Genomic DNA, 12,744 nt, shown 5'->3' on the forward strand with positions numbered 1-12,744 from the left:
GGGTTGCCTACCGAAGGGAACCTGTCATGAGCCACACCGCACCGTCCGATCCCGCCGCCGCTGCGACCGGCACCCCGCCACCATCGGCCGTGAGCCGGCCGCGGGTGGCGATCGTCGGGGGATCGGTGACCGGACCGGCAGCCGCACTGCTGCTGTTGCACGCCGGCTTCGACGTGTCCGTCTACGAAGCGGCCGGCGACAGCGCGCCCCAGGGTGGGGGACTGATCGGGCTGGAGCACGCGTCGCTGGACGTGCTCGACCAGTTGGGCATCGAGCAGTCCGAGTTCGTCAAGTACGACTCGGAGGTGGTCGCGCACATAGCCGTGCGTGAGCGCCGCCCGGCTCGGGCCCGCCGCCACCGGTATGCCGGGCGCAACACCACCTGGCCGCTGCTGCACGCCGCCCTTGCCCGCAGGCTTCCCGCCGGGGTCCTGCACACCGGTGCCACGGTCACAGGCCTGTCCGACTACCACGGACAGCCGCTGCTGCACTTCGCCGACGGGCAAAGGCGCCCGGTCGACTTGGTGGTCTTCGCCGACGGCCGCGCCTCCGTCGGCCGCCAGTTGCTGGACGGCGGGCGCCGGCTGCGGTATGCCGGCTACGTCGCCCACCGCGGGCAGGTCGCGGGACCCGTGTCGGGGCTGCGCGACTTCCTGCGCTTCCAACCCGTTCCGGAGGCCGGGGTGCAGTTGACCGTCGCGCCGATCCCCGGCGGCGCCGACTGGACGTTCTACCTGGGCGCCACCGCCGCCCAGTACACCCGCTGGTTCGGGGCCCCACCCACCCGGCGGCTGTTCGCCCTGCCGCACCACGTCGGAGCTGCGGCCCGGGCCCGAGTCGACGAGGCCGCCCGACGCTACCTGCCCGAGCCGCAGGCCACCCTGGTGGCGGGCACCACGGACCGGATGGCCGCGCCGGTGATGGATATCGACCCGCCGACCCGGATGGTCTGGCCCCTGCGCGGCGGGCACGCGGTGCTGCTGGGCGACGCGCTGGCCCCGGTTCGCCCCCACACCGCCCGCGGCGCCAACAACGGCATCGAGCAGGCCGCGGGCCTTGTCGCCGCGCTGACCCAGCACCGCAAGTACGGCGCCGACCTGGCCACCGCGCTGGAGGGCTGGCAACGCCGCCACCTGCCGGCCGCGCTGGCTGCGGTGGCCGCCGGCCCTGTGCTCGGCCGCCACATCGGCTTCGCCGACGCATAGCAGGCACGCTCACCGACTGGGCGTCGATCCGCGGGCAGTTGGGGCCCGGCCGCGAGGACGCCAGCGGGTATGTCGTCGGCCTGATGGCCACCCGGGGGCGGATGCGCCCGCCTATCGGAGCGTGACAGCTGTCGCGCCCGTTGCGGCCGATCGGCAAGCACGGCATCACCACCGGCCCGATTCCCCACGGGGAGTGCGCCGGTGACCCGATAACCCGACCTGTCACCACGCCCGCGTCGCATCGCCTCGCGAGCGGTGGTCACCACACCGCAGATTCCCGGGCGTGGTGACCGCCCGGGGCTGCATCCTCAGACTGGAGTAGCACCGATGACCGACACACCGCGCGTGGAAGATCGCAACGCGCAGTTCACCGCGCAGCGCCGCGAGCAGCTGCGCTCGGCCGCCGACCGGCGCGCCGACATCCAGGCCCGCATCGACGCCGGCAGGCTGGTACCGATCGGCGGCGGCCGCTACCGCGTCGATGACCCGGGCAACTGGGACAACGGCGAGGTCTGGGTCCTGACCGAGGGGGAAGTGCTTCCCCAGCATGGCCTGGACACCAGCACGGGGCGCGCCGCCCTCTACACCCGGGTGCCGGCCTGGCACGAACTGGGCACCGTGGTCCCGGAAGGCGAAAGCGACATCGACCGGGTGCTGCAGCTCGGCGGCATCGACTTCGAGGTGGCCCGCCGCCCGGTGCTCTACCAGAACACCCTGGCCGGTGCGACCAACGTGCTGGCCGACCAGTTCGTCACTGTCCGGCAGGACACCGGCGCCGGGCTGGGTGTGGTCGGCGCCCGCTACGAGGTGTTCCAGAACCGGGACATCTTCGAGTTCCTGCAGGACCTGGTCGCCAACCACGACGTGGTGTGGGAGTCGGCCGGGGCGCTGCGCGAGGGCCGGCGGGTGTTCGTCTGCCTGCGCCTGCCGCAGACCGTGGTCATCGACGCGGCCGGCATCAACGACCAGATCGTGCCGTATGTCGCCGCGGTCAACAGCCACGACGGGTCCAGCCAGGCCCAGGTGGTCCTCACCCCGTGGCGCATCGAGTGCGGCAACACCGAGCGGTTCGCCCTGCGGGATGCGGCCGCCCGCTGGGGGGTGCGGCACACCCGCAACGCCCTTGACCGCATCGCCGAGGCCCGGCGCACCCTGGGCCTGTCGGTGCGCTACTTCCAGACCTTCGCCGCCGAGCAGGAACTGCTGGCGCGCACCGAGGTGAGCATCGCGGCCTTCCATCAGCTGGTCGAGCAGTTGTGGCCGGCGCCGCAACCGGGCGCCTCCGAGCGCACCCGCATCAACCACCGCACCCGCCTGGAGACGCTGGACCGGTTGTACGCGAGCAACACCGTCCGGCTGGGGCGCAGCGCCTACGCGGCCGAACGGGCGATCACCGAGTACGCGGACTGGAAATCGCCGATCCGCCCGACCGGGTCGCTGCGCGGGCGCAACCTCGCCGCGCGGGCCACCGCGGTGATGGAGGGCAGCAACGACGAGGTCAAGAGCCGGGCGCACCGGCAGCTGCTGAGCCTGACCCGCCGGTAGCCCCTCACACGTGCGGCGCCGGTGCGCCGGACGACTCGAAAGACCCCCGCCCGGGGCGGTGCTCCACAGTGGAGCACCGCCCGGGCCGGGTGCTCACCCCACCGCGCGCCCGGCCGGCACCAGGCCGGCCAGGCGCTGCGCGGCGCATGTTGCTCGAAGGAGGAAATCCATGTACTGGACCGTGATCGGGGTCTGGCACGAGGACCGGCCCGTCGTCGTCGGGGTCGTGCCGGGCCGCTACGAGGTCTATGGAGGCGACGAGGAGGTCTTCCCCGACGGGCTGTGGTACCTCCACATCTCCGCCGCCGACATCCGCGAGGCCGAAATGCTGGCCAAGGCCGAAATCATCGCCAACGGCCTCTGACGCTGTCGTCACCACCGCGCCCACCGGCCCCGTGCGGGGCCGGCGGGCAACCACCCATTTGACATCCGCCACCCGCCCGAGCCAATCGGTCGCACCTCACCGACCCGGCGCGGGCGGTGAGGTGGCGTCCGGTTGCCCGTGACCGATGGCACGCCACCGAAGGGGAACAACTATGGAGTCCAACCAACGACCGGTCATCCGCATCCGCGACACCGACGACCTGCTGGCCGTGGTGCCGTTCCTGCTGGGATTTCACCCCGGGGCGGACCTGATCCTTCTGGCCGTCGACACGAGCGGCGCTATCGTGCTGGCCGCCCGACTGGATCTGCCTGCCACCGATGGCCCAGCCCAGCCGCTTGCCGCCGGGCTGAACATGGTGATCACCAAGATCAAGGACCGGTTCGAGGTGTCCGTTGCTCTGGTCGGCTACGGCGAGCCCGAGCAGGTCGCGCCGGCGGTGGCCGTCGCACGCGACGCGCTTGGCCAGGCCGGCATCGCGGTTCGCGAGGCGCTGCGGGTGCGCCGCGGCCGGTTCTGGCGGCTGGACTGCGACCGGCCCGAGGCGTCCTGCCCGGCCGAGGGGGTGGCCTTCGAACCGTCGACCAGTCCGGTGACCGCGGCGGCGATCTACGCCGGCCTTGCCGTCCTATCCGGCCGCGACGCGCTGGCCCAGATGCTGGCGCCGGTGACCGGGCCTGCGGCCGAGGCCATGGCCGAGGCGAGCGCCACCGCCCGGCTGTTCCTGGTCGACCTGGCCGAAGCCACCGCACGCGAAGCGGCCGGGGCCGGCCTCAGCGACCAGGCGCGACGCGAGCGGCTGACCCGGGCCATCACAGACGCGGCCGACGACGAGCTTCGCCACGCCCAACACCGCTATCGGGCCGGGCAGGCCGTCGAGGACACGCACGCGGCGCGGCTGGGCGTGCTGCTGGCGCTGCCCGCCGTACGGGATGCCGCGGCGCGCAGCACCGGCCGGCAGGAATGGCAGATCCAGATGTACAGCGACCTGGTCCGCCGGGCCGACCCCGATTTCGTGGCAGCTCCCGCCACCCTGCTAGCCCTGTGCGCACTGCAGGCCGGCAACGGCGCCCTGGCCAGCATCGCCGTGGACCGGGCGCTTGAGGCCGAACCCGACAACCGGTTCGCGCAGCTTCTCGCGCAGGCGGTCGCGGTCGGAATCGACCCCGACACTGTCGCTACGCTGCTGACCTACTGACGGCAAGACATCGTCCGGGCGGGTAGCAGGGCACTGCTGCCCGCCCGCGAATCGAATTGCCGCCGGGTGCAAGCATCCGGCCGCAGGTCAGCCAGCCGATGACCGGCATCGGTCGAGGTTCACGTCGCCGCCAATGCGCGAGGGTATGCCGATCCGAAGCGAAACCCGACGACGTGGGTATCGCTGGGAAACCGGGGCCGCCATCGCAATCCTTGAAAGCTCATCGACGTCTGCCGTCGTCGCTCTGCCATGCCGCACGAGGTGTGCCGCTCTCGTCGTTGTTGAGTGTCTGCTTGGCCGTCACCGGGTCCGCCGCACCGTCTTTCCTTCCATCCCTTGTACCTGGGCGCACACCGCGCCCTTTCTGCGTTTCTGGAGGCTTACGTGCTCGAACAACACCGCCGGCCCGGGACATCCTGGCGCCAGCGACCATCGCGTGTCGAGGTGGCCTGGTGACGACTGGCAAGCTACTGGGCGGCATCGTCGCTGCGATCCTTGGCATGGTGGTCGTGTGTGGCCTTGGCGCAGCCACCCTTGTCGATGGTGGCTCCACCGGCTGCGCCGTGCCCATGATCAGTCAGGCCGCGGTGGCCGCGCCCGCTGGCGGCTGGCCTCAGGTCGGAAACTATCGCCCCGACCAGGTAGCTCTGGCCGCCGTCATCGTGTCCGTCGGTGAGCAGATGGGAATTCCGGTTCGCGGCCCGGTCATTGCCGTGGCCACCGCGATTCAGGAGTCCGACCTGACCAACCCGGCCGGCGGGGACCGGGACTCGGTGGGCCTGTTCCAACAGCGACCCAGCCAGGGTTGGGGCACACCCGACCAGCTGCACGACCCGGTGTACGCCAGTCGCATGTTCTACGCCAGGCTGCAGGCCATCCCCGGCTGGCAGGACATGTCCCTGACCGGGGCGGCGCAGGCCGTGCAGCGCAGCGCCTACCCCGACGCCTACGCCAGATGGGAGCCTGACGCGACCATGCTGGTCGACGCCGTAGGTTCCTCGAATTGGCGAACAATCCCGGGAGATCTTGAAAAGTGTCCGGTCGATTGTCCGCGGTTGGTGAACCCTAATGAACAGTCCAGTCCATCCCCAGGTTGTATGGACGGTTCCGCGGTGCTGACGCGGGCAGCGACGTGGGTGAGCGCGTGGAAGGGCGGTCCGGTGCCGTACCTGTCCAGCTCAGAGCCGGCGTCCTGGTTCCACGGGTACCGTCGCGATTGTTCCGGATACGTCTCGATGGCGTTGGGTCTGGCCGGGCCAGGTCTGGACACTGCAGGGCTGGCCGCACGGTCCGCGCCGATTTCGAAGACCGACCTTCGCGCAGGTGATCTGCTGATCAACCCGACACCTGACCTCGCCGGGCACGTCGTGATTTTCGATCACTGGACGGATCCCACGATGACGAGCTATCTGGGTTACGAGCAATCCGGGGACGGTGGAACCCACCATCGAGTCATCCCGTATCCATACTTCGCCGACTACCAGATGAGTCCGTACCGGTTCCTCAATCGTTAGCTATTGCATCTGTTGCAACATACGCGGAGCTTCGATCGCGCTCGATTGTAGATCATCAAGTGCGCTGATTTGGGCGTCGACCAGGCGAGCCGTATCCGATTCAACATTGATGCGTTGGATGCAACGTGACGGTTGCCGATCTTCCGGGTGCTGCGCCGCTGATGCTGACCGACGGGATGTCTTGCTTGGATCCGGCGACGGCGGTGTTCGAGACGATGCTGGAGGGCTGAGCCCGTCAGCAAAGCACCCGGGGCTGTCGGGGGATACCGTGCGTGCGCGGTTAGCGCTGATCTGCCGGTTGGCCGAGTTCACCAATCAGTACCCGTGGCAGTGGACGTGCGCCGAGTTGGAGGCGTTTTTCGACATGCTGCGCTCGGGGCCTCGGCCGGCAGCGTTGTCGACGTTGCGCGGTTACCAGACCACGATGCGGTTGTTTCAGGACTTCGTGACCGACACCCGGTACGCGTGGCCGCAGGCGTGTCGCGACCGGTTCGGGCAGGCACCGGCGGTGGTGTTGCACGAGTGGAACTCCATGGTGCACGTCGGGGAGTACGAGGGCCGGCCGGGGCGGCGGCCGTTGACCTACGACGAGGTGCAGGTCTTGTTCGACACCGCCGACCAGCGGGTGGACGACATCCGGTCGCGAGGGCGCAAGGGCGCGCTGGTCGTGGGTCCGGGATGCCGCGGTTCTCAAGAAGGTCTTCGCCATAGGCCATCGGGGGACAGAGGCTCCACCCGCGGCAGACGACCTCGCCGTCCAGTTCCGTGTGGAGGGTGCAGACGCGGTGATGGGAGCTGAGACTGGATGCGTGGGGGAACGACTACGACTGCGGCCGAAGAACCCACGCGGTGCGTCAACATCGTGCCTGTAGCCGAGGGCCTGCTCGAAGTTGACCGTCTGCGGCCGGTTCGCCGAAACGGCCCGCTCGTCGCAGAGGCGCGAATGTCGCTGGGGAGCGGGTCGGCAGCTGGCCTGTGCTCCGGTAGGTCGCGGCTCACAGACGAGCTAAGGTTCCCGGCCGTGGACATCTCGGAGCGCCTTGGGCTGCCCATGGTGCGTTCACGCCACGTCGTCCCCGCTACCCGCTCGGATGCTTGCTCTCAGCCGGCGCGAACTGTGTCTTGTGTAGTACTGACCCGGATGGGTGCTGCCTCGGCGTCCGGCAACGCGCGGGTCGGCTGGACGACGAATTTGTACCCGACGTGGCGGACGGTGCCGATCATCGACTCGTACTCCGAGCCCAGTTTGGCGCGCAGTCGCCGGACGTGGACGTCCACCGTGCGGGTACCGCCGAAGTAGTCGTAGCCCCAGACCTCGCGCAGCAGTTGGTCGCGGCTGAAGACTCGACCGGGGTGTTGGGCGAGGAGCTTGAGCAGCTCGAATTCTTTGTATGTCAGGGCGAGTGGCTGGCCTCTCAGCTTTGCGGTATAGCTGTCAGGGTCGATGGCCAGCTCGCCGCCGCGTATAACGGCGCCATCGTTGGCCTGGGGCGCGGCGAACCGGTCGACGGCCAGACGCAGCCGGGCTTCGATCTCGGCGGGTCCGGCCGAGGTGAGGATTACGTCATCGATGCCCCAAGCGGCGGACAGCGCGACCAGACCTGACTCGCGAACTACGGATAGCAGCGGCACGCCCAAGCCCGTGGCGTGCAGCATCCGGCAGGTGGCCCGGGCGTCGGCGAGTTCGGTGCGCGCGTCGAGGAGAACGACGTCCGGCGACATGTCGGACACCAGGGCTCGGACATCGCGAGGTGCGGTGTGTACCGAGTGTGGAAGCAGTTCCAGGGCGGGCAGCACCCTGTCGGGCGCGCCCGCATCGACGCCCGTTAACAACAGAATGTCCAAGTGTCGCCTCCGTCTCAACGGCGGTTCCCAGCGGCGTTGGCAGGCAGGTTGAGAGCCGAGCCTACCGATCGGTCGGCTGAATCTGGTAGGTGACATTGCACACCTCATGCATCGAGCTGTTGAGTGCTCAGGCCGCCGCGGGCAACTCCTCGCGGGCGGTACGAGCCGAGACTGGTCCCACGCGATCGGCCAGCTACGTCACTCTGAAGTGCGGTCATCGGACTGTCCGTCCTTCAAGATCCTCTTCGTCTCGAAGGATCTATGAGTGTGTGGTGGCCGCTCCTGACGGTGTGCTGCCGGGATCGAAACCGTTGGTCGCGGGTGCGCTCGCGTACTGCCGATGGTGCTGTTCGGTCCACTGGCCGGGGCGCTGGCCGACCGCTACGACCGGCGCCGGCCGATGATCGCCTCCGATGTGATCCGGGCTGCGATCATGATGCTTCTGGCCGCCGTAGCAATGGCGGACCTGCCAGTGTTCCTGGCGTCGGTGCTCGCCGCGGCCTCCACGGTCGCCTCGGTGGTATACCCGCCATGCGTCGCCGCGACCACGTCCCGGATCCTGACCGCCGCCGACCTGCCCGCGGCCACTGCCACGCGGTCGGCCATCGGGGCCGCATCGGTGGTCGCCGGTGCCTTGCTGCTGCTCCTACATTCCCCGGCGTGGGCGTTTGTGATCAAAGCCAGTACGTTCGCGGTATCGGCACTTTTCTGGTCGGCCTCGGCGCCCAGCTCGCGCCGCCGGCGCGGGACCTGCGGCCCACCACGGACCTGGGTGCGCGACACGAACTTCGCGAGGGATTCGCGGCATTGCGGGGCGACGCGATTGCAGTCCGCATCATCGGCGCCGACGTCATGCGCTGCCTTGCGTACGGAGCTCACACCGTCCTGTTGCTGATGCTCAGCCGACGGGCTAGGCAGCGGCTACGGCTACCTGCTGGCCGCCATCGGCATCGGCGGGTTGATCGGCGCGGCGGTCGCGGCGCGGTTGCGCGTTCGTGATCCGCTCCGGCTGGTCGGGGTCACGCTGTTGGTGATCGCCGTGCCCGCGGCATTGCTGGCAGTGGCGCCGTCCGTGCCCATAGCCGTGATGCTGGTCGCCACGATCGGGGCTGGCCGCGTGACGGTCGAGGTTGTGGTGGACACATCCCTCGCGCGGCGCCTGGGCGAGACCGTTCTGGCCCGGGCGTACGGCCTGGCGTATCCGGCCGGAATCGCGGCCGGCTCCCTGATCACGGCACCGCCGACCGGATGGCTCGGCTTGGCTGGCGCGCTCGTCGTGGTGGGAGCCCTGGTCGAGGCCGACGCCCTCGGGATCCTGCTCCCGGCGATGACGTGGTGGCCGGTACGTCCGGTCCGGCTCGTCGCGTCGGGCCCGAGCGGGAAGGAGCGAATTCAGCGTGGCCGATGGCCCGATGGTCGAGCGCATCCCCGCAACGTACCGTTTCGGCGTGAATCGTGAGCTGGTCAGCCCCGTCCTGGTCGGCCGTCGCACCGAGCTGGGCCGGCTGTGCTCCCTGCTGGACCAGGCCGTCGCCGAGCAACCGCACGTCGCACTCCTAGCCGGCGAGGCGGGCGTGGGAAAGAGCCGCCTGGTCCAGGAGGTCGCCCGCATCGCGCGTGATTCGGGTGCGCGCGTGCTCGTCGGCGGATGCGTGGAGCTAGGTGGTGAGGGGCTGCCGCTGGCGCCCCTGACAGGCATGCTGCGTGCGGTCGTCCGGTCGAGCTCGAGCGAGGAACTCGACCAGTGCCTCGGGGCGGCGCGTCTGCCGTTGGCGCGGCTGCTGCCCGAGCTCAGCCCGGGCAGCAGCGGCCACGCGCACGAAGGTTTGCCGACTCAGCTGTTGGAGTCTGTGCTGGGCCTGATCACCCGGCCGGCGGCGACCCGACCGCTGCTCATCGCCGTCGAGGATCTGTACTGGGTAGACCGATCGACGCTGGATCTCTTGAACACCCCGAGAGGTGTCGACACGTCTCTGTATCACTGATACATTCTGTATCCGTGATACAGAGGACTGACACCCGGCAGACGTTGCTGGATGCGGCGACCGCAGTCGTTTCACAACAAGGAATCGACGGCACGTCACTACGTGCAATCTGTGCACGGGCCGGGGTGCAGCTACCAACGCTCTACCACTTCTTCGGTGACAAACAGCGGCTGCTTGATGCCGTGGTCGCGGCCAGTCTGGACCAGTACCTCGAACACAAGCAGGGACTGCAATCAACGGGTGATCCGCGGGCCGACCTGCGCCGCGGCTGGGATCTGCACGTCGGCTTTGCTCGGCAAAATCCGGCGATCTACCCGCTGATGTTTCCTCTGCGTCCTAGCCCCGAGCCGCAGGCCGCGACGCTGAGCCGCGAGATGCTACGGGCGGGCTTCCACCAGCTGGCTCGGGCTGGAGCGCTGCGATCCGGCGTCACAGCGGAGCTGGCAACTCGCTCGCTCAGCGCCGCCTTACGCGGCGTGGCAACCACGATCTGCGAGAACCCACACCACCGCGACAACTCCCGACTCTCGGCGACTGTACGCGATGCGGTCATCGACGCCCTGCTTCATGAGGAGAGTCCCACAACGTGATTCCCTGCCAGGTAGGAGAAGGCATGCTGGCCGGCAAGGTCGTGCTGGTGACCGGCGCCAGCAGCGGGATCGGAGCCGAGGCCGCACGAGTGTTCGCCCGAGAGGGCGCCCGCGTGGTGCTAACCGCGCGTACGACCGAACGGCTGGCCGAGGTCACCCGCCAGATCACCACCGAAGGTGGCGCTGCCAGCTACGTCGCCGGCGACATCAGCGCCGCCGACGACGTCGAGCGGATCATCGACGCCGTGCTCAACCGGCATGGCCGTCTGGACGGCGCGTTCAACAACGCCGGTATCAGCCAGGGCGGTACGGCGCTTGCCGACATCGAGGAAGAACGCTTCGATCGCGTGTTCGCAGTCAACGTCAGAGGCGTCTGGCTGTCTATGCGTGCGGAGATCCGGGCCCTGCTCGCGGCCGGCTCGCCAGGCTCGATCGTCAACACCAGCAGCGTCGGTGGCTTGCGTGGAGGTGCCCAGCTCAGCGCGTACTCGGCGAGCAAGCATGCGGTGATCGGACTGACCCGCTCAGCGGCTCAGGAATACGGTGAACACGGTATCCGGGTTAACGTGATCGCCCCCGGGACCACCGATACCCCAATGATTGCCGCCTGGAAACGACGCGAGCCTGACATCACCCAACGCCTGAACGCGGCTACCCCCCTCGGCCGAGGCGCCCACCCAGCCGAGGTGTCACAGGCTGCCACCTGGCTGCTCAGCGACCGCGCATCCTACGTATCCGGTGCGACTCTCGCTGTTGACGGCGGCATGACAGCCTGACGTACAGGCGAGCCCGGCCGTCGCTCGTTCGTACAAGCGTTCAATGAGAACGAGAAAGTCGAGCGAGTGAGTGTGCCCGCGGTGCGAAAATTGCTTCGGCTCGTTCTCCCGTCCGGATGCCGGGCGGCCGAGGGCGTCATGCGTCCTGCCGGATGGCTCGTCATGGTCGTCTTACGTCCTCTGCCGTTTTCACTAGAAACACGACTCATGCTGACGGTATGATCCACATCACTATGAGTAGTCTGTGGCGGAACAACCTCGCCCCAAGGCGGGCGACTTGTTGTCGTGGGGGATTGGATAAAGGTGCGGCCCCTGTCTGTCAGGGTGAGTTGAGGCCAGCGGCCACACATAGCAAGTCCGTTTGACGGGGCGAGATCAGGATCGAGAAGCGTTGAGCATCTCCGTTGTCGACGTTGTGGACCAGGATGGGCCCATGAGTCGGAAGAAGGGGCCACGTCAAGAGGGGCCTCGCGTGCGTCGGTCGTTCCCTGTCTGCTCCCGATGGTGAGCCTGCCGCCTGCCGCAAGCACCCAAATCGGCATAGGCACCGATCGTGGCAAACCTCAGGACTGGGCGTCTGCGTCGTTGCGTCGGTCGAGTGAGGCCACCGATCTGAGGAACTCATGGGATCCTGGCGAGCGCCTCCTGGAAGTCGTCGTAATCGATCGACTTGGCGACGTGAGGCCAACCGCTAGTGGAGGAAATCAGCCAGTGCCGTGAGCCACTGGTCAGGTTGGTCGATGTGAGCCATGTGTCCGGCCTCGTCAAGGATGACCGCTCGGGCTACTGGGATCTGCGCAGCTGTCTGAACTGCCAGCTGCGCGGGGAAGGTCATGTCGTAACGGCCGTGTAGCAGCAGGATCGGGATACCGAGCGCAGCCAGTCGCTGGAGCGCGTTCTCGGGGCGCGCGCTGGGCAGCACGCCTGCTTGCCATAGATCGGCCCAGTCTCCGGAGAAGCGCACCGCGTCGAGCCGTTGCAGGTGATCAGGCAGTGCTTCCGGTCGCCACACGTCTACGGGCGCTGACGTCCGCGCCCAGGCTCGTACGAGGTCGGGGCCGGACAGGCCAGTTGGATCCGGTCCGAGGTCTGCGCCGGCGGCGTACCGGTTGTCTCGCTCCTGCCAGGCCGCGAAGGCGTCCGCCGGTACGGGGAGCACGCTGCTGGAGGCGATGACCAACCGACGAATGCGGTGCGGGGCAGCGAGGGCGAGCCGCTGGGCGATGAGGCCGCCCGTGGAGAAGCCCAGCACGTCCGTGACCGATGTGCCTGTCGCGTCCAGCAACGCGACCAGATCGGCCACCATCGCGTCCCAGGTGTATTCCTCCTTGGAAAGGTCGCGGGTCGAGCGGCCACAGCCACGCAGATCAGGTAGCAGGATCCGACATCGGTCGCCCCACTGCGACAGCGGCTCTCGCAGGTAGGAATGGTCCCAATCCGGGCCACCGTGGATGACCAGGAGAGCGCGTTCGGCGGGGCCGGCAGTGCTGGCCACGAACAACATGACCAACGGATCATGGCAAACCCGCACCATGGTCTCGTTGAACATTGCGCCAGTCTGCCATGTCGAACCATCTGGGATGAGCCGTTAGCTCGCCGGCGAAGGAGCGCTCCTCGGCCCGGCAACGCCCGCATCGTCGCTTAGCTGTCAGGTACTGGTAGGCGGGGGACAAGGCGGCGGTGACGGGCGTTGAGCGGGTTCGA

Annotated in this window: 12 protein-coding genes and 1 pseudogene; 11 read left to right on the top strand and 2 right to left on the bottom strand. The window is 68.6% G+C overall.

What is annotated here, in order from left to right; all coding sequences use genetic code 11:
* Window positions 1-26 precede the first annotated feature (26 nt).
* The 6 genes from Raf01_RS22415 to Raf01_RS22440 all read left to right on the top strand — a co-directional run bounded on the left by Raf01_RS22415 (window position 27) and on the right by Raf01_RS22440 (window position 6,643).
* The gene (locus Raf01_RS22415; protein ID WP_203919938.1) at window positions 27-1,205 is read left to right on the top strand and encodes an FAD-dependent monooxygenase; all 1,179 of its coding nucleotides are present in this window, start codon (window positions 27-29) and stop codon (window positions 1,203-1,205) included.
* Between the two features lie 327 nt (window positions 1,206-1,532).
* Window positions 1,533-2,750, top strand: a complete 1,218-nt coding sequence (locus tag Raf01_RS22420) for a DUF932 domain-containing protein (RefSeq protein WP_203919939.1) — start codon at window positions 1,533-1,535, stop codon at window positions 2,748-2,750.
* Between the two features lie 169 nt (window positions 2,751-2,919).
* Window positions 2,920-3,114: a hypothetical protein gene (locus tag Raf01_RS22425; protein WP_203919940.1), complete on the top strand. Its 195-nt coding sequence runs from the start codon at window positions 2,920-2,922 to the stop codon at window positions 3,112-3,114.
* A gap of 172 nt (window positions 3,115-3,286) precedes the next feature.
* Window positions 3,287-4,330: a DUF4192 domain-containing protein gene (locus Raf01_RS22430; RefSeq protein WP_203919941.1), complete on the top strand. Its 1,044-nt coding sequence runs from the start codon at window positions 3,287-3,289 to the stop codon at window positions 4,328-4,330.
* A 293-nt stretch (window positions 4,331-4,623) separates the two neighbouring features.
* Window positions 4,624-5,844, top strand: a complete 1,221-nt coding sequence (locus Raf01_RS49725) for an NlpC/P60 family protein (RefSeq protein ID WP_239133814.1) — start codon at window positions 4,624-4,626, stop codon at window positions 5,842-5,844.
* Window positions 5,845-6,112: 268 nt separating this feature from the next.
* Complete coding sequence (locus Raf01_RS22440) at window positions 6,113-6,643, top strand: hypothetical protein (RefSeq protein WP_203919942.1); 531 nt, start codon at window positions 6,113-6,115, stop codon at window positions 6,641-6,643.
* A 302-nt stretch (window positions 6,644-6,945) separates the two neighbouring features.
* Here the strand turns inward: Raf01_RS22440 and Raf01_RS22445 are convergent, their stop codons facing one another.
* Window positions 6,946-7,689: a winged helix-turn-helix transcriptional regulator gene (locus tag Raf01_RS22445; RefSeq protein ID WP_239133815.1), complete on the bottom strand. Its 744-nt coding sequence runs from the start codon at window positions 7,687-7,689 to the stop codon at window positions 6,946-6,948.
* Window positions 7,690-8,029: 340 nt separating this feature from the next.
* On the opposite strand from Raf01_RS22445, the gene Raf01_RS50910 reads away from it, so the two are divergent.
* The 5 genes and pseudogenes from Raf01_RS50910 to Raf01_RS22470 all read left to right on the top strand — a co-directional run bounded on the left by Raf01_RS50910 (window position 8,030) and on the right by Raf01_RS22470 (window position 11,040).
* Window positions 8,030-8,584 carry an MFS transporter gene (locus Raf01_RS50910; protein WP_203919944.1) on the top strand — a complete coding sequence of 185 codons (555 nt, stop codon included), beginning with the start codon at window positions 8,030-8,032 and terminating at the stop codon, window positions 8,582-8,584.
* Window positions 8,585-8,614: 30 nt separating this feature from the next.
* A pseudogene (locus Raf01_RS22455) lies at window positions 8,615-9,148 on the top strand (hypothetical protein); the annotation flags it as partial.
* The gene (locus Raf01_RS22460) at window positions 9,138-9,674 is read left to right on the top strand and encodes an AAA family ATPase (RefSeq protein ID WP_203919945.1); all 537 of its coding nucleotides are present in this window, start codon (window positions 9,138-9,140) and stop codon (window positions 9,672-9,674) included. The pseudogene Raf01_RS22455 and the gene Raf01_RS22460, both read left to right, overlap by 11 nt.
* Before the next feature lie 44 nt (window positions 9,675-9,718).
* Window positions 9,719-10,264: a TetR/AcrR family transcriptional regulator gene (locus tag Raf01_RS22465; RefSeq protein WP_203919946.1), complete on the top strand. Its 546-nt coding sequence runs from the start codon at window positions 9,719-9,721 to the stop codon at window positions 10,262-10,264.
* Between the two features lie 23 nt (window positions 10,265-10,287).
* Window positions 10,288-11,040 carry an SDR family NAD(P)-dependent oxidoreductase gene (locus tag Raf01_RS22470; protein ID WP_203919947.1) on the top strand — a complete coding sequence of 251 codons (753 nt, stop codon included), beginning with the start codon at window positions 10,288-10,290 and terminating at the stop codon, window positions 11,038-11,040.
* A 691-nt stretch (window positions 11,041-11,731) separates the two neighbouring features.
* On the opposite strand, the gene Raf01_RS22475 is transcribed toward Raf01_RS22470, so the two are convergent.
* A complete protein-coding gene (locus tag Raf01_RS22475; RefSeq protein WP_203919948.1) occupies window positions 11,732-12,589 on the bottom strand; it encodes an alpha/beta fold hydrolase in 858 nt (285 codons plus the stop codon).
* Window positions 12,590-12,744 lie beyond the last annotated feature (155 nt).

Source organism: Rugosimonospora africana, from assembly GCF_016862975.1.
Lineage (GTDB): Bacteria > Actinomycetota > Actinomycetes > Mycobacteriales > Micromonosporaceae > Rugosimonospora > Rugosimonospora africana.

What these genes read in the sequence shown, in the direction of transcription:
- Raf01_RS22415 (WP_203919938.1), top strand. Translation starts at nt 27, where the DNA reads ATGAGCCACACCGCACCGTCCGATCCCGCCGCCGCTGCGACCGGCACC.
- Raf01_RS22420 (WP_203919939.1), top strand. Translation starts at nt 1,533, where the DNA reads ATGACCGACACACCGCGCGTGGAAGATCGCAACGCGCAGTTCACCGCG.
- Raf01_RS22470 (WP_203919947.1), top strand. Translation starts at nt 10,288, where the DNA reads ATGCTGGCCGGCAAGGTCGTGCTGGTGACCGGCGCCAGCAGCGGGATC.
- Raf01_RS22430 (WP_203919941.1), top strand. Translation starts at nt 3,287, where the DNA reads ATGGAGTCCAACCAACGACCGGTCATCCGCATCCGCGACACCGACGAC.
- Raf01_RS22425 (WP_203919940.1), top strand. Translation starts at nt 2,920, where the DNA reads ATGTACTGGACCGTGATCGGGGTCTGGCACGAGGACCGGCCCGTCGTC.
- Raf01_RS50910 (WP_203919944.1), top strand. Translation starts at nt 8,030, where the DNA reads ATGGTGCTGTTCGGTCCACTGGCCGGGGCGCTGGCCGACCGCTACGAC.
- Raf01_RS22475 (WP_203919948.1), bottom strand. Translation starts at nt 12,589, where the DNA reads ATGTTCAACGAGACCATGGTGCGGGTTTGCCATGATCCGTTGGTCATG.